This window comes from Mycolicibacterium parafortuitum (assembly GCF_002086815.1).
Lineage (GTDB): Bacteria > Actinomycetota > Actinomycetes > Mycobacteriales > Mycobacteriaceae > Mycobacterium > Mycobacterium parafortuitum.
Genome location: NZ_MVID01000004.1, coordinates 101,447 through 125,318 on the forward strand (window position 1 = coordinate 101,447; position 23,872 = coordinate 125,318).

The 23,872-nt window shown below is 69.8% G+C and carries 28 protein-coding genes and 1 riboswitch; of the genes, 10 read left to right on the plus strand and 18 right to left on the minus strand.

The genetic code is table 11. The features are described 5' to 3' along the window. Positions 1-17 precede the first annotated feature (17 nt). From BST38_RS06975 to BST38_RS06990, 4 genes are read right to left on the minus strand one after another with little or no spacing between them, the layout of a single operon-like run. Positions 18-521: a DUF309 domain-containing protein gene (locus tag BST38_RS06975; protein ID WP_083142541.1), complete on the minus strand. Its 504-nt coding sequence runs from the start codon at positions 519-521 to the stop codon at positions 18-20. Between the two features lie 26 nt (positions 522-547). Then, positions 548-913 (minus strand): thioredoxin, encoded by a 366-nt coding sequence (gene trxA, locus BST38_RS06980; protein WP_083142542.1) that lies wholly within the window; start codon positions 911-913, stop codon positions 548-550. Position 914: 1 nt separating this feature from the next. Continuing rightward, complete coding sequence (locus tag BST38_RS06985) at positions 915-2,111, minus strand: NAD(P)/FAD-dependent oxidoreductase (RefSeq protein WP_083142543.1); 1,197 nt, start codon at positions 2,109-2,111, stop codon at positions 915-917. 23 nt (positions 2,112-2,134) lie between these two features. Next, positions 2,135-3,514, minus strand: a complete 1,380-nt coding sequence (locus tag BST38_RS06990) for an MBL fold metallo-hydrolase (protein WP_083142544.1) — start codon at positions 3,512-3,514, stop codon at positions 2,135-2,137. 197 nt (positions 3,515-3,711) lie between these two features. On the opposite strand from BST38_RS06990, the gene BST38_RS06995 reads away from it, so the two are divergent. From BST38_RS06995 to BST38_RS07015, 5 genes are all read left to right on the plus strand, one after another. Next, positions 3,712-4,281, plus strand: a complete 570-nt coding sequence (locus BST38_RS06995; protein WP_181791971.1) for a rhodanese-like domain-containing protein — start codon at positions 3,712-3,714, stop codon at positions 4,279-4,281. Beyond that, positions 4,278-5,150 carry a sulfite exporter TauE/SafE family protein gene (locus BST38_RS07000; protein WP_083142546.1) on the plus strand — a complete coding sequence of 291 codons (873 nt, stop codon included), beginning with the start codon at positions 4,278-4,280 and terminating at the stop codon, positions 5,148-5,150. The genes BST38_RS06995 and BST38_RS07000 overlap by 4 nt, the downstream gene beginning before the upstream one ends. 62 nt (positions 5,151-5,212) lie before the next feature. Beyond that, positions 5,213-5,482: a metal-sensitive transcriptional regulator gene (locus BST38_RS07005; protein WP_083142547.1), complete on the plus strand. Its 270-nt coding sequence runs from the start codon at positions 5,213-5,215 to the stop codon at positions 5,480-5,482. 43 nt (positions 5,483-5,525) lie between these two features. After that, positions 5,526-5,921 carry a DUF302 domain-containing protein gene (locus tag BST38_RS07010; RefSeq protein WP_083142548.1) on the plus strand — a complete coding sequence of 132 codons (396 nt, stop codon included), beginning with the start codon at positions 5,526-5,528 and terminating at the stop codon, positions 5,919-5,921. Next, on the plus strand, positions 5,918-7,276 hold the full coding sequence (locus BST38_RS07015; RefSeq protein WP_083142549.1) for an MBL fold metallo-hydrolase: 1,359 nt from the start codon (positions 5,918-5,920) through the stop codon (positions 7,274-7,276). The genes BST38_RS07010 and BST38_RS07015 overlap by 4 nt, the downstream gene beginning before the upstream one ends. Here the strand turns inward: BST38_RS07015 and BST38_RS07020 are convergent. Both BST38_RS07020 and BST38_RS07025 read right to left on the minus strand, forming a co-directional pair. After that, positions 7,269-7,610 carry a DUF202 domain-containing protein gene (locus tag BST38_RS07020; protein ID WP_083142550.1) on the minus strand — a complete coding sequence of 114 codons (342 nt, stop codon included), beginning with the start codon at positions 7,608-7,610 and terminating at the stop codon, positions 7,269-7,271. The genes BST38_RS07015 and BST38_RS07020 overlap by 8 nt on opposite strands. 1 nt (position 7,611) lies before the next feature. Beyond that, on the minus strand, positions 7,612-7,965 hold the full coding sequence (locus BST38_RS07025; protein ID WP_083142551.1) for a YidH family protein: 354 nt from the start codon (positions 7,963-7,965) through the stop codon (positions 7,612-7,614). A gap of 76 nt (positions 7,966-8,041) precedes the next feature. Here BST38_RS07025 and BST38_RS07030 point away from each other — a divergent pair, with 76 nt between their 5' ends. Together BST38_RS07030 and BST38_RS07035 are read left to right on the plus strand one after the other, a co-directional pair. Beyond that, the gene (locus BST38_RS07030; RefSeq protein ID WP_083142552.1) at positions 8,042-10,918 is read left to right on the plus strand and encodes a cation-translocating P-type ATPase; all 2,877 of its coding nucleotides are present in this window, start codon (positions 8,042-8,044) and stop codon (positions 10,916-10,918) included. Next, entirely contained in the window at positions 10,915-11,820 is a 906-nt protein-coding gene (locus BST38_RS07035; RefSeq protein WP_083142553.1) for a cation diffusion facilitator family transporter, read from the plus strand. Before BST38_RS07030 ends, BST38_RS07035 begins: the two co-directional genes overlap by 4 nt. Positions 11,821-11,834: 14 nt before the next feature. Here BST38_RS07035 and BST38_RS07040 read toward each other — a convergent pair whose 3' ends face one another. Next, complete coding sequence (locus BST38_RS07040; protein ID WP_083142554.1) at positions 11,835-12,593, minus strand: SCO6745 family protein; 759 nt, start codon at positions 12,591-12,593, stop codon at positions 11,835-11,837. Positions 12,594-12,802: 209 nt separating this feature from the next. Here BST38_RS07040 and BST38_RS07045 point away from each other — a divergent pair, with 209 nt between their 5' ends. Next, complete coding sequence (locus tag BST38_RS07045) at positions 12,803-13,225, plus strand: hypothetical protein (RefSeq protein ID WP_083142555.1); 423 nt, start codon at positions 12,803-12,805, stop codon at positions 13,223-13,225. 173 nt (positions 13,226-13,398) lie between these two features. Further along, positions 13,399-14,625 (plus strand): MFS transporter, encoded by a 1,227-nt coding sequence (locus BST38_RS07050; protein WP_083142556.1) that lies wholly within the window; start codon positions 13,399-13,401, stop codon positions 14,623-14,625. On the opposite strand, the gene BST38_RS07055 is transcribed toward BST38_RS07050, so the two are convergent. From BST38_RS07055 to BST38_RS07095, 9 genes are all read right to left on the minus strand, one after another. Continuing rightward, the gene (locus tag BST38_RS07055; protein WP_083142557.1) at positions 14,527-15,276 is read right to left on the minus strand and encodes an energy-coupling factor transporter transmembrane component T family protein; all 750 of its coding nucleotides are present in this window, start codon (positions 15,274-15,276) and stop codon (positions 14,527-14,529) included. The two genes, BST38_RS07050 and BST38_RS07055, sit on opposite strands and share 99 nt — an antisense overlap. Continuing rightward, positions 15,273-16,745, minus strand: coding sequence for an ABC transporter ATP-binding protein (locus tag BST38_RS07060; RefSeq protein WP_083142558.1), 1,473 nt, complete (start codon positions 16,743-16,745; stop codon positions 15,273-15,275). The genes BST38_RS07055 and BST38_RS07060 overlap by 4 nt, the downstream gene beginning before the upstream one ends. Further along, positions 16,742-17,347 (minus strand): ECF transporter S component, encoded by a 606-nt coding sequence (locus tag BST38_RS07065; RefSeq protein WP_083142759.1) that lies wholly within the window; start codon positions 17,345-17,347, stop codon positions 16,742-16,744. Before BST38_RS07065 ends, BST38_RS07060 begins: the two co-directional genes overlap by 4 nt. A 14-nt stretch (positions 17,348-17,361) precedes the next feature. Next, positions 17,362-17,473: riboswitch (TPP riboswitch) on the minus strand. 6 nt (positions 17,474-17,479) lie between these two features. Further along, entirely contained in the window at positions 17,480-18,037 is a 558-nt protein-coding gene (locus tag BST38_RS07070) for a nucleoside/nucleotide kinase family protein (RefSeq protein WP_083142760.1), read from the minus strand. Positions 18,038-18,101: 64 nt separating this feature from the next. Then, positions 18,102-18,764, minus strand: a complete 663-nt coding sequence (locus tag BST38_RS07075; RefSeq protein WP_083142559.1) for a response regulator transcription factor — start codon at positions 18,762-18,764, stop codon at positions 18,102-18,104. Beyond that, the gene (locus tag BST38_RS07080) at positions 18,761-19,984 is read right to left on the minus strand and encodes a sensor histidine kinase (RefSeq protein ID WP_237160691.1); all 1,224 of its coding nucleotides are present in this window, start codon (positions 19,982-19,984) and stop codon (positions 18,761-18,763) included. The genes BST38_RS07075 and BST38_RS07080 overlap by 4 nt, the downstream gene beginning before the upstream one ends. Beyond that, positions 19,984-20,853, minus strand: a complete 870-nt coding sequence (locus BST38_RS07085) for a CPBP family intramembrane glutamic endopeptidase (RefSeq protein ID WP_083142561.1) — start codon at positions 20,851-20,853, stop codon at positions 19,984-19,986. The genes BST38_RS07080 and BST38_RS07085 overlap by 1 nt, the downstream gene beginning before the upstream one ends. Positions 20,854-20,941: 88 nt before the next feature. Continuing rightward, positions 20,942-21,793: an oxidoreductase gene (locus BST38_RS07090; RefSeq protein WP_083142562.1), complete on the minus strand. Its 852-nt coding sequence runs from the start codon at positions 21,791-21,793 to the stop codon at positions 20,942-20,944. Then, positions 21,790-22,377 carry a hypothetical protein gene (locus BST38_RS07095; protein WP_083142563.1) on the minus strand — a complete coding sequence of 196 codons (588 nt, stop codon included), beginning with the start codon at positions 22,375-22,377 and terminating at the stop codon, positions 21,790-21,792. The genes BST38_RS07090 and BST38_RS07095 overlap by 4 nt, the downstream gene beginning before the upstream one ends. Before the next feature lie 79 nt (positions 22,378-22,456). Between BST38_RS07095 and BST38_RS07100 the strand changes: the two genes are divergently transcribed. Next, positions 22,457-23,002: a TetR/AcrR family transcriptional regulator gene (locus BST38_RS07100; RefSeq protein ID WP_083142564.1), complete on the plus strand. Its 546-nt coding sequence runs from the start codon at positions 22,457-22,459 to the stop codon at positions 23,000-23,002. Here BST38_RS07100 and BST38_RS07105 read toward each other — a convergent pair whose 3' ends face one another. Continuing rightward, on the minus strand, positions 23,003-23,548 hold the full coding sequence (locus BST38_RS07105) for a hypothetical protein (protein ID WP_181791972.1): 546 nt from the start codon (positions 23,546-23,548) through the stop codon (positions 23,003-23,005). It abuts the gene before it with no gap. Between the two features lie 98 nt (positions 23,549-23,646). Continuing rightward, on the minus strand, positions 23,647-23,781 hold the full coding sequence (locus BST38_RS29760) for a hypothetical protein (protein WP_272818842.1): 135 nt from the start codon (positions 23,779-23,781) through the stop codon (positions 23,647-23,649). Positions 23,782-23,872 lie beyond the last annotated feature (91 nt).

The following is a 23,872-nucleotide window of genomic DNA, read 5'->3' on the forward strand; positions in this document are numbered from 1 at the left end:
CCACACTGTGCGCGGTATCAAGCGGGCCAATCACTTTCACCGTGCCCGCGCCGGGTCAGGGCCGGGCGCAACCGGTCGGCGGAGATCCCGCCGGGGGCACCGAGTGAGTCGGCCAGACCGGTCGCCCAGGCGATCAGTCCGGCGGTGTCCACCCGATACGGCACCGGATCCCCGGCCTCGCGCAGTCGCTCGGCACCCCGGCGAAGCAGTACTGACGCTCCGGCGGGGTTGCCGCGCTGGATGTGGGTGATGCCGACGGCGAGTTGGGCCAGGCCCTGCCAGAGCGGGCGCTCCTGCGCGGGCCGGCCCTTCCAGGCGGCCTCGAGCACCTCGTGGGCGTGGAACGCCCGCTCGGCATCCAGCAGTTCCTGTGCGTATTCCAGGAACTCGGTCGGACTCAGCGCGAGGTCGTCCGGGATGCGGGGCACCCCGGCGCTGCCCGGCGGCAGCGGCCGACCCAGCGCGTCGCGGGGACGCGAGTTTCGGGGTCGGCCGGTCTCGTCGCGGGCACGTTCAACCATGGGTCCATGGTGCCCGCTCGGCGGTGCTATCCCGCCTTCCGGGCAGCGACCTGCCGCCGCACGTCCTCCATGTCGAGGGCTTTGATGCGGCCGATCAGGTCCTCCAGAGCGGCCGGATGCATCGCACCGGCCTGCCGGTAGACGAGCACACCGTCGCGGAAGGCCATCACCGTCGGAATCGACGTGATCTCGAGCGCGGCAGCCAGATCACGTTCCCGCTCGGTGTCGACCTTGGCGTGCACCACGTCCGGATGTGCTTGCGAGGAGCGGTCGTAGACCGGTCCGAAGGCGCGGCACGGACCACACCAGGACGCCCAGAAGTCGATCAGCACGATCTCGTTGCCGGTGATGGTGGATTCGAAGTCCGCGGTGGACAGATTCATTGTGGGCATGTCAGGCAAGTCCTTTCAGCATCAGGTTCCAGTACATGAACGGCAGCCCGTGCTTCTTGAGATACCAGTAGGCACGGTGCGGCTTGACCGGATCGAGCAGCGGGAACGACGGCGTGATGGTGAGGTCGTAGTCGAACTCCGCGAGCAGCATGTCGTGTGAGGACGTGACGATCGGGCACGAACCGTAGCCGTCGTAGGAGGCGGTCAGGGGCCGGCCGGCCAGGTGTGCCTCGATGTTCTCGACCACGACGGGTGCCTGCTTGCGGATCGCGGCACCGGTCTTGGAGTTCGGCGAGGACCCGGCGTCGCCGAGGCTGAACACGTTGGGATACCGCACATGCTGCATCGTGTGCTTGTCGATCTCGACGTATCCTCCTGCGTCGCCGGTCGACAGCGGACTCCTCTTGATCCAGTCGGGCGCCGACTGCCGCGGCGCCATGTGAAGCACGTCGTAGGCCAGCATGGACTCCGCCACTCCCTCGGCGCCGGAGGTGACACCCACCTTGTGTGCCGCGGCGTCGACAGAGGTCACCTCGGAGTTCGTGTGCACGGTGATGCCGTAGTCCGCCGCGATCGCGTCGAGACTGTCGGCGATCGCCGGGATTCCGAACAACCTCGGTGTCGGAACCACCAGATGCACGTCGATGTCGTCGAGCACACCCTGGGAGCGCCAGTAGTCCGCAGCCAGGTAGGCGATCTTCTGCGGCGCACCGGCACACTTGATCGGACCCGACGGCATGCCGAAGACCGCTGTGCCCGAACGTAACCCACGGATGAACTGCCAGGTCTTCGGCGCCAGATCGAACCGGTAGTTCGACGACACCCCGTCCTTGCCGAGCGCCTCGGAGAGCCCTTCGGTGCGGTCCCAGTCCAGCTGGATCCCGGGGCAGACCACGAGAGCGTCGTACCCGTAGTCCGTCCCGTCGGTGCAGGTGACCGTGTTGCTGTCCGGATCGACCGACGCCGCGGCCTTCTTGATCCAGGTCGCGCCCTTGGGCATGACCGAGGCCTCCGGGCGGGCGGTGGTCGAGGCTTTCGCCTGGCCACCGCCGACCAGGGTCCACAGCGGTTGGTAGAAGTGCACGTCCGACGGTTCGATGACCGCGACGTCGGAATGCCCCTTGCGCAGCAGGCGCGCGGCCACCGAGATGCCGGCGGTGCCACCGCCGACGATGACGATCTTGTGCTTCGTTGTCATATCAGTCGGTTTCCTCTTCGCGCTCAGGCGTTCTGGTGGGCGGATTCCCAGGCGCCGTAACCACCCAGGATGTCACTGACGTCGATGAACCCGTTGCGCCGCAACAGGCTTGCCGCCACCGAGGACCGGTAGCCACCCGCGCAGTACACGACGGTCGGCTTGGCCGGGTCGAGTTCGTCCAGCCGGGACGGCAACTGCCCCACCGGGATCGACACCGCGCCCGGGACCATGCCCGCGGCGACCTCGCCGGGATTGCGCACGTCGACGACCTGCAGGTCGGGCAGCGCGGCCGCGCGCTCGTCGAACGCCTGCGCCGTCAGCCGGGAGGCCACCTCGACGTCGCCGGAGTGGTCGAACATCACCTCGAACGGGTTCTCCAGGTAGCCGACGACCCGGTCGAAGCCGATGCGGGCCAGCCTCGTCTTGGCTTCGAGCTCGGCTCCGGGCTCGGTGAACAGCACGATGTCGACGTCGGTGGGCACCACCGAGCCGGCGAACTCGGCGTAGCGGCCCTCCAGCCCGATGTTGACGGCGCCGCGCAGGTGACCCAGCGCGAACTCCTCGGGGCCACGGCCGTCGACCAGGATCGCGCCGGCCTCCATGGCGTCACGCAGCTGCGCGTAGCTCAGCGCGGCCGGCATCTCGGCTTCGGCCAGCAGCTCGCGCTCCTTGCGGTTGAGCACCGCGTTGTAGACGAAGTAGGCCGGTGCGGGCGGCTGTCCCTCGGTGACCAGCGCCATGAAGGTGGCCTTGTCCGGGGCGCGCAGCGCGTAGTTGGTCTCCTTCTGGTCGCCGATGGTCGACGACAGCTCGGTGGACAGGTTCTTGCCGCACGCCGAGCCGGCGCCGTGGGCCGGGAACACCCGGGTCGCATCGGGCAGCGTCATCAGCTTGTTGTGCAGCGAGTCGTACAGCTTCTCGGCCAGCTCCTCGCGGGTGAAACCGATCGAGGCCAGCAGGTCCGGCCGGCCGACGTCGCCGATGAACAGCGCGTCACCGGTCAGGACGCCGTAGGGCACCTCGTCGCCGGCGTGCTCGTAGACCACGATGCTCATCGACTCCGGGGTGTGGCCGGGGGTGTGGCGGAACTCCAGCGTCACCTCACCCAGCGAGTAGCGCTCACCGTCGGCGACGCCCATCGACTCGAACTCGGTCTCGGCGACCGAGGAGTAGACGATCTTGGCGCCGGTCGCCTCAGCCAGCTCCAGGTGGCCGGACAGGAAGTCGGCGTGGAAGTGCGTCTCGATGACCAGCTCGATGGTGTAGCCGTTCTGCTCGGCATCGGCCAGGTACTCGGCGATGTCGCGCTGCGGGTCGACAACGACTGCGCGACGGGTCTTTTCGTCGGCGATCAGATAGGACGCGTGCGACAGGCAATCCAGGTAGTACTGGGTGAACTTCATGACAGACCTTTCGTCTCGGGTGGTCGGGTCGAATTCCTGACCCCAGGGTGCCTATACCCCTCGGGGTATGTCAAGTACCCTAGGGGGTATAACTATTCCGGCTTGCATGTACCCCCGGGGGTATGTGTAACATGAAAGCCAACATACCCCCGGCGGTATCGATCCGACAACCGCCTCCCACCCGAAAGGACTGCGATATGAGCGCGCCCACCACTGTCAACTGCCACGACCTCGACCAACTGCTGACCGCCGACGCCCCCCTGCGGGTGATCGACGTCCGAACGCCCGGCGAGTTCGAGACCGCGCACATCGCCGGCTCCTACAACGTGCCCCTGGACCTCCTTCGCGAGCACCGCGACGAGATCATCAAGCACCTCGACCAGCAGGTCGTCCTGGTCTGCAAGTCCGGCCAGCGCGCCGGCCAGGCCGAGGCCACGCTGCGCGAGGCCGGTCTGTGCAACGTGCACATCCTCGACGGCGGCATCACGGCCTGGGAGGCCAAGGGCTTCGCCGTCAACCGCGGGACGCAGCGCTGGGACCTCGAGCGTCAGGTCCGCCTGGTAGCCGGTTCGATCGTGCTGACCAGCATCCTCGGCAGCATCGCCGTGCCCAAGCTCAAGTGGCTCGCCGGCGCCATCGGCGGCGGACTGACCTTCGCCGCGGTGTCCAACACCTGCGCCATGGGCACCATGCTGGGCAAGCTGCCCTACAACCGCGGCAACGCGTGTGACGCGCAGAACGTCGTTGCCCAGTTGGTGGAACGGTGATCGCCCTCACCGTCGGCCTGGCCGTCTTCGTCGGCATCGCCCTCGGCCTGCTCGGCGGCGGCGGGTCGATCCTGACAGTCCCGCTGCTGGCCTACGTCGGCGGCATGGACGCCAAGCAGGCCATCGCCACCTCGCTGCTGGTCGTCGGGGTGACGAGCGCCGTCGGCGCGGTCTCGCATGCCCGCGCCGGACGCGTGCAGTGGCGCACCGGCCTGATCTTCGGCGCCGCGGGCATGGCCGGGGCCTACGCCGGCGGACTGCTTGCCCGCTTCATCCCCGGGACCGTGCTGCTGATCGGCTTCGCCGTGATGATGATCGCGACCGCGGTCGCGATGCTGCGCGGACGCCGCGCCGTCGAGGCGCCCCGGGAGGGGCATCGCCTTCCGGTACCCAAGATCCTCGCGGAGGGGCTGGTGGTCGGCCTGGTCACCGGCCTGGTCGGCGCCGGCGGCGGCTTCCTGGTCGTGCCCGCTCTGGCACTGCTCGGCGGATTGCCGATGCCCGTCGCGGTCGGTACCTCGCTGATCGTCATCGCGATGAAGTCCTTCGCCGGCCTGGGCGGTTATCTGTCCAGCGTCCAGATCAACTGGACCGTCGCGCTCGCCGTGACGGCCGCGGCCGTCATCGGCGCGCTGATCGGTGCCCGGCTGACCGCGAAGGTCAATCCGGACGCACTGCGTAAGGCGTTCGGCTGGTTCGTGCTGGCGATGTCCTCGGTGATCCTGGCGCAGGAGATCCACGTGGTCGTCGGTGTGGCCGCCGCCGCGGTGACCGCCGCCGCGGCGCTGGTGACCCTGGCATGTGCCCGCTACGCACACTGCCCGCTGCGCCGTCTCGCCGGTGGTGCGTCCCGCAGGGCAGCGGCATGAGCACCCCGCGGAATACCCCCGCCGGTACCATCGCTTCACCATCTGTCGAAAGGAGATGCGCCATGGTCGGTGACGAAGACGCAATCGTCGCGGTGCTCAACAGGCTGCGCAGGGCACAGGGCCAGCTGTCGGGAGTGATCTCGATGATCGAGCAGGGCCGGGACTGCAAGGACGTGGTCACCCAGCTGGCCGCGGTGTCGCGGGCCCTGGACCGGGCCGGCTTCAAGATTGTCGCCACCGGTTTGCGGGAATGCCTGACCGGAGACGCCGCGGACGGCCAGGAGCCGATGACCGAAGCCGAGTTGGAGAAGCTGTTCCTGGCGCTCGCCTGAGCGACGGGCCACCGGCGTCGACGCCGACGAAACGGAGGACACCATGGGTTACGCATTGACCACCACGCTGCACACCACATTCCAGGATGCGGTGGAACGCACCCGGAAGGCGTTGGCCGACAAGGGTTTCGGTGTGCTCACCGAGATCGACATGAAGGCCACGCTGAAGGCGAAACTCGGTGAGGACATGGAGGACTACCTGATCCTCGGCGCGTGCAACCCGCCGCTGGCGCACCGTGCCGTCACCGCTGACCGCCAGATCGGGCTGTTGCTGCCGTGCAACGTGGCGGTGCGCGCCGATCCCGCCGGCGACGGGAACACGGTGATCGTCGACGCGATGGACCCGCAGATCATGGTTCAGGTCTCCGACCAACCGGGTCTGCGGGAAGTCGCCGACGAAGCCGCCGCGAAGTTGCGCGCTGCGATCGCGGCACTGTGAGCACAGCCGTCGACGTCTCCATCATCGAGACCTCCGGTCTGGGCGACCGCAGCTACCTGGTCAGCGCCGACGGCGTCGCCGTCGTGGTCGACCCGCAGCGCGACATCGATCGGGTGCTGGAGCTGGCGCGTCAGCGCGGGGTGCGGATCAGCCATGTGCTGGAGACCCACATCCACAACGACTACGTGACAGGCGGTCTCGAGCTGTCCCGGGTCATCGGCGCCGAATACGTCGTGCCCGCCGGGGACGACCTGGGATACGACCACCGCGCGGTCAGCGACGGCGACACCGTCGACGCCGGCCCGGTGCGCTTGCAGGTGATGCACACCCCCGGGCACACCCATCACCACGTCAGTTACGTGCTGCGCGACTCCGGCGATTCGGTGGTCGGGGTTTTGACCGGCGGATCGATGTTGCACGGGACCACCGGGCGCACCGATCTCCTCGGCGACGAATACACCGAGGAGCTCAGCCATGCGCAGTTCCACTCGGTGCACCGGCTGGCCGCCGAGTTGCCCGAGGACACCGAGGTCTACCCCACACACGGTTTCGGCAGCTTCTGCTCGGCCACCCCGGCCAGCGGGGACTCGTCCACCATCGCCGAGCAGCGGCAGACCAATCCGGCGCTGACCAAGGACGAGCAGAGCTACGTCGACGAGCTGATCGCCGGGCTGGGCGACTACCCCGCGTACTACGCGCACATGGGTGTCATCAACACCGCGGGCCCGGCGCCGATCGACCTGTCGATACCCGAACCGGTGGATCCCGGCGAACTCCGGCGACGTATCGACGCCGGCGAATGGGTGGTCGACCTGCGCGCCCGTACCGCGTTCGCCGCCGGACATGTCGGCGGCACACTCGGTTTCGAGTTGTCGGACAACTTCGTCACCTACCTGGGATGGTTGTACTCGTGGGGGTCGCCGCTGACCCTCATCGGTGACGATGCCGACCAGATCGCCGACGCCCGCCGGGAACTCGCCCGCATCGGGGTCGACAACCTGACCGGTTCCGCGGCGGGGAACATCCACGAACTCGCGGCGGGTGCGCCGTTGCGGTCCTACCGCGTCGCCGATTTCACCGCACTGGCCGAAGTATTGGACACGCAGCCGCCGGCCGTCCTCGACGTCCGCCAAAGCGGCGAGTTCGCCGACGGTCACATCGCCGGCGCGGTCAACATTCCGCTGCACGAGTTGAGCCGGCGCGTCGACGAGGTTCCCGACGGCGAGGTCTGGGTGCACTGTGCATCGGGATACCGCTCGTCGATCGCCGCATCGATGCTCGACCGCGGCGACCGCACGGTCGTGCTCGTCGACGACTCGTTCGACCAGGCCGAGAAGCTCGGCCTCGTCACCTGAACGCCACCAGCACGGTGACGGCGATCGCCGCCCCGAAAAGCACTGTGGCACTGCCGATGAGCATCACCTCGAGGTGCGGCTCCGTCACGACCGGCCGCCCGTCGGCGTCCCGGCCGGCCCGGACCGCCCGCGACCGCCGGTAGCCGAGGGCGAGCACCAACAGGGCCAGCACCGCGGCGCCGACGGCCAGCCCGACCCGCACCGGCCCCAGCGGCCCATGCTGGCGCAGCAGGAGCAACGCACCGCCGGCGAGGAAGCCCAATGAGCTTCTCTCCCAGGACAACACGGTGCGTTCGACGGGCAGCCCGGGTTTGGCGGGCTCGGGCACCACCATGTCACTGCCCTGCCGGTGGCCAGATCACCAGGATCACCAGCACGATCACGGTCACGACGAAGATGCCACCGCCGAGCAGCAGCGGGATGCGGGTCGGCGGCAGCTCCGCACCGCGGCGCATCGCCGTCTGCACACGCTGCCAGCGCCGGACGGCGACGGCGGCGAGCACTCCACCCCCGGCGGTCAGCGCGACGCTCAGGCCGTGCCGCACGCCGGGGATCCCGAACGACGGCACGAACTGCACGACGGCGATCCCGCCGGCGATCAACGCCAGCGCCGTGCGGATCCAGGCCAGGAAGGTTCGCTCGTTGGCCAGGGTGAAGCGGTAGTCCGGGTCCTGTTCGTCCGAGCTCATCGACCGCCGTCCCTTCGAGCGCCCATCGCAGTCAGCCTACGTCGGGGCCGGCCGACCGAAGGGGCGCCCGCCCCAGATGTCCGGGTATTTCGTCATCCCGTGGCGTAGGCGCCCGCAGGGGAGCATCATCGGTCGGGTGGACGTGTCCGCCGGCGCCGTACCCCCTTCGGTGCAGGACGGCGCCGATGTCGCCCGCAGCCTCGCGGTCGACCCAGCGACAGGTCTCACGTCGGCCGACGCCGCGGCCCGGCTGCAGCGCGACGGCCGAAACGAGTTGCGGGCCAAGGCCCCCGAGCCGCTGTGGCGCAAGATTCTGCGCCAGTTCCAGGATCCGCTGATCTATCTGCTGCTGGTCGCGGTGGCGATCTCGACGGCGGCGTGGGTCGCCGAGGGGGCCGACGGTGTCCCGGTCGACGCACTGGTCATCTCCGCCATCGTGATCCTCAACGGCATCCTCGGGTTCGCGCAGGAGCGCCGCGCCGAGGCCGCGGTCAGCGCGTTGCAATCGATGACCGATGCCACCTCGACGGTGCTTCGGGACGGGGAACTCGGCTCGGTGCCGTCTGCGGAGCTGGTCCGCGGCGACATCCTGGTGCTCAACGAAGGAGACGCGGTCGGCGCCGACGCCCGGCTGCTGTCGGCGGCAGCGCTTCGCCTGTCGGAGGCGTCCCTGACCGGGGAGAGCGAACCGGTGACCAAGAACGCCGCGGCGCTGACCGCAGAGGTGCCGCTCGGCGATCGCACCAACATGGTCTACCGGGGCACGTCGGTGGTCCAGGGTGTCGGCCGGGCGGTGGTCACGGCTACCGGGATGGCCACCGAAGTCGGCTCCATCGCGGAGATGCTCGACGAGACGCGCGAGGATCCGAGTCCGCTGCAGAAGGAGATCGCGGGCGTCAGCGAGATGCTGGGCATTGCGGTCATCGTGATCGCCGTGGTGGTCATGGCCGTCACCTCGCTGGTCAACGAGATCTCGTCGGTGCGCGATCTGGTCACCGTGCTGTTGCTGGGGGTGTCGCTGGCGGTGGCGGCCGTGCCGGAGGGGCTGCCCGCGATCCTGTCGGTCGTGCTGGCCATCGGCGTGCAGCAGCTCGCGCGGCGCCACGCTGTGGTGAAGAAGCTGCACTCGGTGGAGACGCTGGGCTCGGCGAGCGTCATCGCGTCCGACAAGACCGGCACTCTGACCAAGAACGAGATGACGATCCAGCGCATACGGACCTCCTCCGGCGAGGTCGAGCTGACCGGGGTCGGTTACCGGCCCGAGGGCGACGCGCTGGCCGGGGGCCGGCCGCTGACCGATCCTGCGCTGACCCGCGAAGTCCGCATGGTGCTCACCGCCGGGGCGCTGGCCAACGATGCTCAGCTGAGCTGCCGCGACGGCGACTGGCAGATTCAGGGTGACCCGACCGAGGCGGCCTTCCTGGTGGCCGCCCGCAAACTGAGCGGCACCGTCGACCGCACGCAGCAGTTCGCGCGGCGGGCCGAGATCCCGTTCACGTCGGAACGAAAGATGATGTCGGCGCTCGTTGCCCACGAGGAGGGCATCGCGGTGGTGTCCAAGGGGGCACCGGACGTGCTGTTGCAGCGCTGCGTCGCCGTCCAGATCGGAGACCGGGTGCAACCCCTGGACACCGACCGTCGTGCGGCGGCGATGGCCGACGTCGAGGAACTCTCCGGGCAGGCGTTCCGCACTCTCGGTGTCGCCTATCGCTGGGTCGACCGCCCCGCTACCGACTTCGACGCCACCGATTTCGACGCCACCGATTTCGACCCTGCCGACGAACGGGATCTGGTCTACCTGGGCGTCGTCGGGATCATCGACCCGCCGCGGCCCGAGGTCGCCGTCGCCGTCGCCGAAGCCCGCCGGGCGGGCGTGCGGGTCATCATGATCACCGGCGACCACCCTGTCACCGCTGCGCGCATCGCCGAGGATCTCGGCATCGTCGGCCCGGGGGCCACCGCGGTCACGGGCACCGAACTGGACGCGCTCTCGCCGGATCGGCTCGAAGCGGTGGTGGCCACGACGTCGGTCTACGCCCGGGTGGCACCACGCAACAAGCTGCAGATCGTCGACGCGCTGCAGGCGCGCGGCGAGGTGGTGGCGATGACCGGCGACGGGGTCAACGACGCCCCTGCGCTCAAGGCCGCCGACATCGGCGTCGCGATGGGGATCACCGGGACGCAGGTGACCAAGGAAGCCGCGAAGATGATCCTGGCCGACGACAACTTCGCCACCATCGTCACCGCGGTCCGGCAGGGTCGCGCCATCTTCGACGACATCAAGAAGTTCCTGCGCTACCTGTTGTCCTCGAACATGGGTGAGGTCTTCACCGTCTTCTTCGGCGTACTGTTCGCCGGCTTCATCGGGCTCGCCGCCGGTTCGGGAGAGGCGATCGTCGTTCCGCTGCTGGCCACCCAGATCCTGTGGATCAACCTCATCACCGATTCCGGCCCGGCGCTGGCGATGGGTGTCGACCCCGAGATCGACGATGTGATGTCGCGCCCGCCGCGGCGGGCCACCGACCGGCTCATCGACGCCGAGATGTGGCGGGGCATCATCTCCGTCGGCATGGTCATGGGCATCGCGACGCTGCTGACGATGGACATTTTCCTGCCCGGCGGGCTGGTGGACGGGTCGGACTCGCTGGAGGTCGCACGCACCGCCGGCTTCACCACCCTGGTGCTCGCACAGTTCTTCAACGCGTTCAATTCCCGCTCGGAGACCACCAGCGCCTTCAGCCACCTGTTCAGCAACGGCTGGCTGTGGGCCTCGGTCGGGCTCGGGGTGGTCCTGCAGATCGCGGTGGTCCATATCTCGTTCCTGCAGACCGCTTTCGGCACGACGACACTCGATGCGGCGCACTGGGCGGTGGCGGTCGCGATGGCCTCGACGGTGCTGTGGTTCGACGAGCTGCGAAAGCTGTTCCTGCGGCGGCGCGGGACGGGCTCATGACCGAAGCGCCGCTGCCCAAAGAGCAGGAGCACCGGCTCCTGATGCGGTTCATGCTGCTGAGCCTGGCGGCTGCGGTGGTGACGATGGCGCTCAAGGCCGGCGCCGCGGTGATCACCGGTTCAGTCGGATTCCTTTCCGACGCACTGGAATCCGGCGTCAATCTGGTCGCCGCCGTGGTGGCGCTGCTGGCCCTGCGGGTGGCGGCGCGCCCCCGCGACGCCGACCACCACTTCGGTCACGGCAAGGCCGAGTACCTGTCGGCATTGGTCGAAGGCGCGATGATCTTCGTCGCCGCCACGGCGATCATCTGGAGCGCCGTGGAGCGGCTGCTCAGTCCGGCGCCGCTCGCCCAGGCCGGGATAGGTCTGGCGCTGTCCTCGGCCGCGGCGGTGGTCAACCTCGTCGTCGGGGTGATCCTGCAGCGGGTGGGCCGGCGTCACCGGTCGGTCACCCTGATCGCCGACGGTAAGCACCTGATGACCGACGTGTGGACCTCGGGCGGCGTGATCGTCGGCATTTCCCTTGTCGCGGTGACCGGTTGGTACCCGCTCGACCCCCTGGTCGCGCTCGCGGTCGGGGTCAACATCCTGTGGACCGGCTACAAGCTGCTGCGCGGCTCGATGAGCAGCCTGCTCAGCGCGTCCCTCCCGCAGAGCGACCACGAGGCGGTCGAGGCGGTGCTGAACCGCTACCGCAGCGAATACCCGGTCGAGTTCGCGCCGCTGCGCACCGTCGAATCCGGGCGTCAGCGCCTGGTTTTCGTCGTTGTCACAGTGCCCGCGGACTGGACCGTGCAGGCGGCGCACGACCTGGCCAACCGACTCGAGGACGACATCGACGCCGCGCTACCCCACACCGAGACCTTCATCCACGTCGAACCGGCCGAGACGTCCCCGCGCTAGACCCGCACGCAGCCTCAGGAAGGAACGTTGGCCTTCAGCGTCGCCAGGGCCGCTCCCGCCAGCCGAGAGAGCTCGGCGGCTTCGCCGTCGTCGAACGCGGCGGCGAAGAGCTGCGCCATCCGCCGATCGGTGGCCTGCTCGATCTCGTCGTAGCTGTCCTTCTTGTCCGCGCCGTCGGCGAAGGGTTCGGGCCAGCCGAACATGGCCGCGTACTGGGGCCCCTTGTTGAGCATGTGCGCCTCGATCGGCGTCAGGTCGGTCAGCGTCAACGCGTTGAAGTGCAGCGCCGCCCGCAGCTCCCGCAGTACGAACATGACCTGCAGCGCACGGGCGGTCGCGTCGTCGGACAGCGGCATCGCCCGCCAGCCGGCGAACAACGGCAGTCCCCACGTCGGCGCCGCCGCGATCAGCTTCTCCCCCAGCGCGGCCAGGCGGTCCGGCGCCTCGGCGTCGGCGAGGTAGGCGCGGCCGAACTCGGCGGCCTGGTTCCAGTAGACCTCGGCCGCGCCGGCGGCGTCGCGCACCGTCAGGCCCTCGTCCCACAGGGCGGCCACCACCGTCGGTTCGAACACCGTGAAGACGGACGCGACCGTGGCGCCGGTGGCGTCACCCAGGACCCCACCCCGGCCGACGATGTATCCAGCCAGCGGATTCTCGTACCCGGCCGCCACGCTGCCCGCGTAGGTCTGCGGATGCAGCATGAACACCGCGACCGCAGCCTCGATGGCGGCGCCGGCCGCGGCGACGGAGTCGTTGTGATCCACCTCGGTCATTTCCAGGTCCCTCCCATTCAGTCGGCGTACTGACGGGCAGCGTATCGGCCGGCCGGCCGCGTTCACGGCCCGGCAGCGGGTTGTGCCCGGCGCACAAAGCCGCAGCCCGTCCTTGTGCGCCTGGTCCTAGCCGCATTGCCGATGGCGGCGCATCCTGGAAGTGCCGGGCCGAAGGCGCTCGGCTCCAACGTGTCCGAGGAGGAATTACGGTGCGCCCGCATGAGGCCGGGAATCGGCGCGCGATAGCCGGCGGCAACACGCTCGACGACGATTGGACCACGTTCACCGTCGGTGTTCCGCGGCCTCTCGTCGCCACCCGGCTGAGGGGCAAGCACCCGTTGGTCCGTGCCGTGGACCGGATCGAGGCCGCGGTCGTGACGATGGCGGTGCTGCTGTCCGTCGTGGCGCTGCCGTTCGCCGGTGCGCTCGGCACCGCGGTCTATGACGCCGGCGCGGGGCCTGGTCAGGCCGCGGCGGGCGGGGTTCTGCTGTGGGCGGGTGTCACCGCGTTCGCCGTCGCGACGATCGTCGTCACGCACCGGATCTGTGACCGTGCCCGGCGTGCACGCTGGGACAAAGGACTTTCCCAGCTCGCCGAGGCCGGCGACGGAACGGCCCGGGACCAGACCTGAGATCGAGGGTGGTGCGGTGCGACCACCCGCCGGCGGTGCGCCACTGAAACCGTGGGCGTGACCTGACCTCCGGCTGGGTATAGGGCGGCACGTCAGCCCACCCCGCCGCCCGGAGGTCCGAGTGAGTACCACCGACAACGCCGCGCACGATCCCGCCGCAGCCCGCTGACCACGTGTCACGGTCCTACTACTCGCTGATCGGCGCGGGCGCGGCGCTGATCGGTTGCTGCTACGGCTTCGCCCGTTTCGCCTATGGCCTGTTCGTCCCGGTGTTCACCGACCGATTCGAGTTGAGCGCCACCGTGATCGGGCTCGTCGGCGCGGGGAGCTACCTCGGGTACTGCGCCGCGATCACCGTCGCGTTGGTCTACACCGACCGGGTCGGGGCACGCCGGATGGCGGTCGCCGCGGGCGTGGTCGCGACCGTCGGCATCCTCGTCGTCACCGCCGCGCAGTCGGCGGCGGTGCTCGCGGTCGGGATCCTGGTGGCGGGGATGAGCACGGGCCTGGCCTCGCCGCCGCTGGCGAGCGCGCTGGCACAACGCCTGAGCGCGGAGCGGGCCGACCGGGCCCAGACGATCGTCAACGCGGGCACCGGGATCGGCGTGGTGGTGTCCGGCCCGATCGCGCTGGCGTTGTTGGGTCAGTGGCGGCTGGCCTGGGCGATCTACGGCGCGATCACCGTCGCCGTCACCGCGTGGGTCGCGTTCGCGCTGCGCAACGGTCCGGAGGTGCAGCGGTCCCGCGTCACGGTGGGGCGCCGGTTCCGGCCCGGCACAGCCGGATTGCTCGTCGCGTCCGTGCTGACGGGTGTGGGCTGCATCGCGATCTGGAACTTCGGCCGTGACCTGATCGGCGCGGAATCCGGCGGGGACGCGGTCGCGACGACGGCGTGGATGCTGTTGGGCGCCGCCGGGATCGGCGGGGCGTTCGGCGGCGCGGCGGTGCAGCGGCTGGGGTTCGGCCGGACCTGGGTCGCGACGGTCGCCGCGATGGCCGCGGCCACCGCGGGGCTGGCGTTGGCGGCCGACCACGTCGCGGCGATCCTGGTGTCGGCGTGCGTGTTCGGTGCCGCCTACATCGGTCTCAGCGGGCTCTTGCTGCTGTGGGGCACCCGGGTGTATCCCGACGCGGCCGCCTACGGGGTCGGCCTGGCGTTCTTCGCGATCGCGGCGGGGCAGGCGCTCGGCGCGCCGGTGGTGGGCGCGCTGATCGAGTCGTTCGGCTACCAGGCGGCGTTCCTGGTGTTCGCCGGCGCGGGCGCGCTGGCGATGCTGGCGCGGCCCGCACCGGCTCCTGACTCACCGGCCGCCGACGAAGTCCCAGTGGCCGGTGGTGACGGACACGACGACCGCGGCGGTCGCGATCACCGCGGCGCCGGCGATCAGCGCGAGCTCTGAGGTGCCGAACGTCGACGGTCGCGCCCACGTCCTGGTCGGGTACGCGCCGAATCCGCGGGCCTCCATCGCGGTGGCCAGTTTGGTGCCCCGGCGCAGCGCGAAGACCAGCAGCGCGAACGCCTGCCCCAGGAAGCGCCGGACCCGCGCATGGTCGGCGACCCCACGCGCGCGGCGGGCATGACCGAGGTACTCCCAGTCCTGGCGCAGCAACCCGACCATGCGCATACCGGCCAGCGCGCCGACGACGAAGCGCGCGGGCAGCTTCAGCACCTGCCCGAGCCCGTCGGCGAGCTCGGTCGGATGGACGTCGATGAACAGGACCGCCGACGGCAACGCGATGGCCAGCACCCGCAGGAACATCGCCAGCGCCAGCTCGATCGATCCGTCGCTGACGTTGATCAGCAGGAAGTGCCAGTGCACGGTGCCGGCCGGCTCCCCGTAGAAGAGGTTGGTCACCGCGGTCAGCGCGGCAGCGACGGTGATCAGAGCCGCGCGAATCAGGAACGGCCGCAACGGGACTCGCAGCGCGGCGAACAACGGGATCTCCAGGACCAGCGCTGTCAGCGCGGACACCCAGTCGACGCTGAGCACCAGCACGACCGCGATCATCGCGGCGGCCAGCAGCTTCGCGACGGGGTTGACGCGGATCACGGTCGCACCGGGGCCGACAACACGAACCGGTGGTCGGCGAGCGCGTCGACGAATTCCGCATCGTGCGTGACGGCGACGACGGCCGTTCCGGCATCGGCGATTTCGGCCAGCAACCGGATCAGCTCGGCCCAGGTGCGGCGGTCCTGACCGAAGGTGGGTTCGTCGAGGACGATCATCGCGGGCCGGCTGACCAACACGGTGGCCACCGACAGCCTGCGCTTCTCGCCCCCGGAAAGTGTGTACGGGCTGCGATCGGCGAGGTGCTCCAGATGCAACCGGGCGAGTAGGTCGTCGGTCAGCGCGGCGGTGTCGGCCGCATCGCGCTTCAACGCCTTCGGCCCCAGTGCCAGTTCGTCGCGGACGGTGCCGGTGAGGAACTGGTGTTCGGGGTCCTGAAAAACGGTGCCGATGCGGGTGAGCAGTTCCTTGGATCGCCACGTCGCCGGGTCTCGCCTGCGCGGCGACGGGGCCAGGCCGTCCGCCGCGCGCAGCGTCCCGGAGCGGGGGGCCAGCAGCCCGCCGAGGGTCAGGGCGAGGGTGGACTTCCCGGAACCGTTGGGCCCGGTGATCGCCGTGACGCGTCCGCGCGGGATCTCCAGGCCGATCCCGTCGCGCACGGCCGGCCCGCCGCGGTACCCGACCGCGAGGTCCGTCGCCGTCAGCACCGGCTCGGGCGTCGTGACGGGATGGCGCGGCACCGGCGCGATGGGACGGTCCGGCACCCAGATACCGGACTGCACGAGGTGGTCGCGCTGACGGGTGATGGTGTCCTCGGGTGCGCCGTCGGCGACGACGGAGCCGTCGCCGCCGAGGACGACGACCCGGTCGATGACGGGCAGCCACACGGCGGTGCGGTGTTCCACGACGAGGACGGTCGCACCGGTGATCTCGGCCGCCCTGGTGACCGCGTCACGCACCTCGAGCACGCCGCCGGGGTCGAGGTTCGCGGTGGGTTCGTCCAGCAGGATCAGCCCGGGCCGCATCGCGAGCACACCGGCGAGCGCCAGCCGCTGTTTCTGGCCGCCGGACAGTTGCGAGGTGTCGTGGTCGAGCGGGAGGTCCAGGCCGACCTCGGCCAGTGCCGCCGTGACGCGCGGCCAGATCGCTTCGCGCGCAACGCCGAAGTTCTCCATACCGAATGCGACGTCGTCACCGACCCGCGACAGGATCACCTGCGCGTCGGGGTCCTGCAGCACCATCCCGATCCGGTCGCGGCGCTGTGCCGGCGGTGAGCCGTCGACCAGCAGGCGGCCCTGCGCGTGCCCGTCATCGGCACCGCCGAGCAGGCCGGCCAGGCCTTGCAGCAGGGTCGATTTCCCGGATCCGGACGGCCCGAGCAGCAGCACCCGCTCGCCCGGGGCGATGTGCAGATCGAGATCCTTTGCCGCCCAGTGCTGTTGACCGGCGTGCTGCCACCCCCAGCCGTCCGCCCGCACCTCGGCGCCGCCGGTGCGGGGATCCGGCGTCATTGGGGTTGGCGGGTCGGCACCACCCTGCCGGAGGCGAAGCGGCTCAGCGCACCGGTCTTGGCCAGCCCCCGCACCACGTACCACGACAGCACGCCGGCCAGCAGGGCACCGGAGATCACCGCGGAGCCGGTGTAGATCGCCGCGAACGCGGTGGTCGATCCGGGATACCAGAGGATCAGGTCGTTGATCGCCAGGGTCACGCCCGCCGCGGCGCCGGCGAGCGCGGCCACGGGCAGGTTCCAGCGCCGGTACAGGAACAGCGCGAACACCAGCTCCGCGCCGAGGCCCTGCACGAGCCCGGATTCGATGGTCAGCACACCCCACTGGTTGCCGACGAGCGCGGACACGGTCGCGGCGACCAGTTCGCCGTACAGCGCCGCCCCCGGTTTGCGGATCACCAGCGCGGTCAGCACGCCGGCGAACAGCCAGCCGCCGCCGGCGAGTGCCTGCAGACCGGGCAGCGCCGCCGACAGCGGGGCCGTGATCGGGTTCGACGCGACGTTCCAGAACACGAAGACCAGACCCGCCGCTACGGCGAGCACACTGGCGACGACGATGTCGACGACCCGCCAGCGCAGGACGGGTTTGGGGTGGTGGTTCATGTCGTCGTTTATGAAAGCGTTCACCTGCATCTCCCTACGCCGGCATTACCCGGTCAGGTTCGTACGGTCGACAGCCGGTCAGCCGTCCTCTCAGCGCACTCGGTGTGCACTCCCGTGTGGATCGCGTCCAAGCTAGCGCATAGCCGGGGCCCACACCAGAGCGTCGCCGGCCTCGGTCACCACGTAGTCGGCGGACGTGACCGGGTCACACCGGTCGATGAACACGAGTTCCTGTGCGGCCCAACGGTCCCAGTGCGGGCGGTAGGTGTCGCCGTCGCGCTGCAGGGCGCGGTGTTTGCGGATGTCGGCGGGGGTCTCGACCCAGATCCCCAGATCGGCCATCGCGCGGTTCTGCGCGGACAGTGCGCCGACGCCCTCGACGATGAGCCGCCGCCCGGCCTCGACGGTGTGCCATCCGTGCGGTGCGCCAGTGCCCCAGTCCCACTGCCGCCAGCGGCCGGGCCGCCCCGCGGTGCGTGGCCGCAGCAGTTCCGCGCCGATGTGCTCGCTCGCCCAGGCCAGACCGTCCCAGCCGGGATAGATGTCGTCGAGGCGCACCACGACGCTCTCGGGCCAGCAGCGCTGCAGCTGATCGGCCAGCGTGGACTTGCCCGAACCGGAGCGGCCGTCGATCAACACCGTCGTCGCCTTCGCCGCCAGCAGGCGGCGTACCACGGTGTCGACGGTCACCAACGCATTCTGCACGCAGATTGTCCGGAGATGGCCTCCGCTTGACGCTCGCGGATGTGAGCGCTCAGGATTCGTTGAGATAGGTCAGCACCGCGAGGACGCGACGGTCTCCCTGTTGCGGGATGGGCAGTTTGGCGAAGATGTTGCCGACGTGCTTGCGCACCGCCGCCTCGGACACGACCAGCCGATCGGCGATCTGCGGGTTGGTCAGACCCTGCGCCATCAGGCCGAGCACCTCCTCCTCACGGGGAGTCAGCGCACCGAGGACTCCACGCCGCCGCGACGCACCGACCAGCGCGACGACGATGTCCGGGTCGATGATCGTTGCACCGGAAGCGATCTCACGGACGGCGTCCAGGAAGTGACGGACGTGGGCGACCCGGTCCTTGAGCAGGTAGCCGAGCCCACCGCGGCCGGTGTCCGCGTCGCGGTCGAGTAGCTGCTCGAGTGAGCCGACGGTGGTGTACTGCGACAGGATGACCACGGGCAGCCCCGGGGTGGCGCGGCGCAGTTCGATCGCAACTCGGATGCCTTCGTCGGTGTGCGTCGGCGGCATCCGGACGTCGGTGACGACCACATCCGGCTGGTGGACGCGAGTGGCCTCGCGTAATTCGTCGGCTGACCCGACGGCGGCGCACACCTGGTGCCCGTCCGACTCAAGCACGGTGACGATGCCGGTCCGCAGCAGCGGAGCGTCCTCGGCGAGCACGACACGCAGGTTCGTCACAGCGGGGTCCGCATCGTCAGCTCGGTGGGCCCGCCGGTGGGGCTGACGATCGTCAGTGTGCCGTTGAGGGCCTCCAGGCGGGCGGCCAGGGTGGCCAGCCCGCGACCCGGTTCGATGCGGGCTCCGCCGTGGCCGTCGTCGCGGATCACCATTTCCCACAACGCTTTTCTGCGCTGCGCGGCGATGGTCACCGAGGTGGCGCCGGCATGCTTGACGACGTTGGTGAGCGTCTCGTTGAGCACCAGGTAGGCGGCGTGCTCGACGGGTGCGGGCAGTCGGCCCGGTCTCTCGGTGTCGCCGAAGTCGGCCTGCACCGCCAGCGGGTACTGCGCGATCAGATCGGCTGCGGCGGCGGCGAGTCCATGTTCGGTCAGTGCCCGCGGCAGGATTCCCAGCAGCACCGAGCGCAGTTCGGCGGCGATGTCGTCGACCTGGCGGTGGGCGTCGGCGGCGAGGCGCCCGGTGTCGTCGTCGCCGTGGGTGTTCTCGGCGATGCCCAGCGTCAACGCGAGCGCGACGAGCCGGTGCTGGACCCTGTCGTGCAGGTCGCTCTCGATCCTGCGGCGCTCCTGCTCGACGGCGTCCAGCAGCGCGGTCCGCGACTGTTCGAGGCGGGCCACCTCACGCTGCAGCGCCTGCGGATCCGTCAGGGCGGCCGAGGTGATCTGCCCGACGGCGGCGGCGTAGCCGCCGTTGAGATAGGCGGTCAGGATCAGGATCGCGGTGCCCAGCGGCACGGCAGCCCACGCCTCGGCGGGCGAATCGACCAGCCACAGCCCGACATTGATCGGCTCACCGGGACCGACCAGCGACGGCGCCGCGACCAGCACGGCGGTCAGGATCGCCGAGAACCCCACGCACACAACACCCCACGGGCCGGTGCCCAGCGCCGTCAGGAGCAGGTAGCCGACCTGCCGCAGACTCGGTAGACGATGCTCGGCGCGCGCCGCCGCCAGATCCCGCCTGGCGCGGTCGGCGGCCGCCTCGTCGATCAGCGCCAGCCGCGCACATTCGATCTCCAGCAGCGGCGCCCACACCGCGGTGCGCAGCGGCCGGGACAGGCCCGCCAGGATCAGCACCGGAGAAGCGACGAACAGCACCGCGCCGAGCACACCACCGAACAGCGTCCACAGCAGTGCGCGCCACGGCCAGGCCGACACCAGGTACCCCGGCCCGGACACCATCGCGGCGCCCACAGATCGCGTCGGGGCCGAGACCATCACCTGAGTCTAGAACCGGTGCACACGATGGCCGCGACGAACGGCGTCAGCCCGATGCAGAGCAGCAGCGTCGTCGCGTTGATCCCGATCCGGTCGCCGAAGATCTCGGACATACCCAGTGCCACGACCAGGTTCGCCCCCGCATGCAGGACCGCGCAGGGCCACACGGAGCCGGTCCTCGACCACAGCCAGCCGATGACGAACTCCAGCATGATGCTCAGCGGCACCCACCCCAGCATGCTGAAGACCGCCTCCGAGACCGGCACGTCGCCGCCGAAGTAGCCGACCCACGGCAGCGGCCAGTGCCAGATCCCCCAGATCAGCCCGGTCAGAAACGTGGTGGCGACCGGCCGTCCCGGCACCAGGCGGTCCCGCAGATAGGCCGTCCAGCCGTATTCCTCACCCCAGAAGATCGGCGCGGCGGCAATGCAGACGAGCGGACCCGCCGCGAGATAGGCCCACGCGGTGGCGGGCATGTCGAGGTCGGCGACCGACCACCAACCGAGAACGGCAGCGGCGGTGACCCCGATCAGCAGGACGCCCCACGGGATCGTCGCCGCGGCCAGCCAGTACCGCCAGGACGATCGCATGTTCAGGCGCAGGCCGGAACCGGCGAATCCCTCGCGGGTGATCCACCGCCGGACGATGCAGGCGGCGATCGCCGGGACGAACGCCGCGGTCGCCAACTGGATCCCCGGGTCGTCCAGTGACCCGCCCAGACCGTGTACCGCCAGCCACGGCACCCACGCGCCGACGAATGCCAGCGCCAGATACCAGAGCACCCCTCGCGTGCGGTGCGCCGGCGCCGCGGTGGCGGGCTCACCGGTTGTGGGTTCACAGCGTGCGGTGGTCGTGTCAGCCGGTTCCATGTCACCAGTTCAGCGTCCGCAGCCGGCCGGGTCGCTCACCCCGGCGCCCGTCCTGGGGTAGCGCACGCGCTACCCCAGGCGGCCGGTGCTACGCCGACGCCAGTTGTGCTCCGTCACCGAAATCGGTGCTGCGCGAGAGTTGTTCCCATTGCCGGATGTCGTCATCGACTTCCGCGCGTGCCACCCCCACCAGCCGCAGGGCGTCCGAGCCGAGCACCAGATGCGCCGGGGGCCGCGGTAGGTCCAAGATGCTGAGTACGGCCGCGGCGGCTTTCTCCGGGTTGCCGAGCTGCCTGCCACTGGCCGCGACCCGGGCCTCACGGATGGGATCGAACAACGCGTCGTAGTCGGCGATCTCGCGGGTGTTCCGCGTCATCGAACGGCCGGCCCAGTCGGTGCGGAACGACCCGGGTTCGACCGCGGTCACGTGGATGCCGAACTGCGACACTTCCTTTCGCAGGCTTTCCAGCATCCCTTCGACGGCGAACTTGCTGGCGCAGTATGCGGACATGCCCGGGACCGCCATCAGGCCGCCCATCGACGTCACCGCCATCAAGTGGCCGGCGCGTCGCCGTCGCATGTACGGCAGGACCGCCTGGAGGGTGGCGACCACACCGAAGACGTTGGTCTCGAACTGTTCTCGCCATTGCGGCAGCGGTGTCTCCTCGAAGACACCTTCGACGCCGTATCCGGCGTTCGCGATCACGACGTCGAGGGGCCCGACGGTCGCCTCGACGTCTGAGACCACAGCGGAGACGGCCGCGTCGTCGGTGACGTCGAGCAGCCGGGCGTGCGCCCGGCCCGGGGCCGACGATTCGAAGGCCTCAGCGTCTTGAAACTTGCGCACAGTGCCCACCACCTGGTGTCCGGCCGCGAGTGCACCCCGCGCGAAAGCGCGCCCGAGGCCGCTGCTGACCCCGGTGATCAGGATGGTCTTCATCGGACCCGTCTCGCAGCCGCGACGGTCAGCAGAGCAGCCGACACCAGGAAGTAGAACGCACCGAACGCGGCGTACGGCGCGATGTCGACCACGCTGGGCATCGCGGGGGCGCCGGCCTCCCGCAGGAACATCGCGCCCGCGAAGGCCGACTGCGCACCGCTGAGCACCATCACCCACTGCGCGCCGACCCGTCGCCAGCGCCGTACCGCGGTGCCCAGTTGCAGCAGGCCCGCCAGCGCGGCCCAGACACCGAACACCGCCAGCACCGCGTGCATGCCCGCGGTGAGGGCCCATCCGACCGCGGCGGTGGTCAGGGTGCTGACCACCGCGTTGAACAGCTGGGTCGGGTTGCGCCGCAGGCCCCCGTTCTGGCGGGCGTCGACCGCGTTGGCGACGGCGTCCCAGGCCGGATAGACCAACAGCAGCGTGGCGGCCACCATTGCCGATTTCGGGCCGAGGGTCACCGCGGCGGCCACCCAGACCAGCGACACCGCGCCACGCAGTGCGTAGTACGACCGCAGCCAGCGGTCGGCACCGGCTGTCACCTCAGCGTGCGCGAGGTCGTTCGCGAGTTGATCGGACATGTCGTTCCCGCTTCCCGGGCATCCGCCCGATGTGGCTTGTAGTCATGTGACTACACTGACCCCACGGTAGTGTAGTCGCGTGACTACAGCAGCGCGAGAACGCAGCGACGCGGGCTCCCGAATCCGGCCGGTGGTACTGGCCCATGCAGCCGACCTGTTCGCCGAACGCGGCCCGGCGGCGACCTCGCTTCGTGACATCGCGGCGCGGTCGAATATCAACCAGGGATTGATCTTTCGGCATATCGGCAACAAGGAAGCCGTGGTCGCGGCGGTCCTGGAGTACCTCGCCGACGACCTCGCGGAGGCACAGAGATCCGGCGCCCCGCGAGACGAGATCCTCGCGCGCGCACAGCGCAGCTGGACGGTGATCGCCCGCACGCAGTGGGACGGCTACGACGTTGGACGGCTACAGCAGAGATTTCCGAACATCGAGACGCTCATCGCCACTGCCGGCAGGTACACCGACGACGAGCCGACAGCTCGGCTGGCCACCGCGGACGCGCTCGCCATGCAGCTCGGCTGGCATGTCTTCGGACCGTTCCTGCGGATCGCGGCAGGGATCCCCGACGACGTGCCGCGACCTGTCCCGGACATCACCGACACGATCCGCCGGCTGACGTCGTAGTCAGTGGAGTTCGACCGCACGCTCGACACGGTTGCGGCCAGGATCCACGAAAGGGCCACCGCGGGAGGATGATGCGGCAACCGCGGCGATACGCGCGATGTCGTCGGCGGTGTCGACCACCGCGTAGGACGCGCCGATCTCCCGAGACCCGTTGACTTCGCACTCGTACTCGATTCGGCGGGCCAGCCGGCGCGCCACCCCGGCGGCGCGGGTGCGCTGTCCGAAGGTCAGGTGCCGTCCGTCGGACACCACGATCAGCCGCCGCGCGCCGGTATCGAGCACCGCGCCGACCGCGGCGTCGCAGAGGTCGTCCGTGGACGCCTTACTGAGCACTCGCGGGGCGACAAGGTCGGGGACGAAGACGACCACCATCGAATCGACCATCGAATCGACCACCGAATCGACCACCGCATCGACGGCGCACGACGCCGGCCCCTCGATCACATCAGCGCCGAGCCGTCGCAACGCGGCGACCAACGATGCGGTCAGATCCGATGACCGACCGACCACCATCACCGACGACACGTCGGCCGCCCGCGTTGCCACAGCACCCTCGCTTGTCAGGAGAACAGAATTACCCACGCATAATTCAGCGGCCGCAATTCAGAATTGCGGAGCATGAGAAATGCGAATGTGAACAGTTATCAGGCGGGGGTGGCGCGCTTGCGCCGCGGTGTCAGCTGTTCGGACTGAAACTGCTTCTCGCGCTTTTCCGCTCGGCGCTCCTTGATCGTCATCGCCGGTTTCCGGCGTTCACGATTCTGCGATTTATCAGCCATGTTTGCTCCTTTGCTCGCAACCATCACCAACGCCGACCATACCCAAGAAAAAATTAAAAGCCAGTCGCCGCGATATTCGCTCGTACTACCG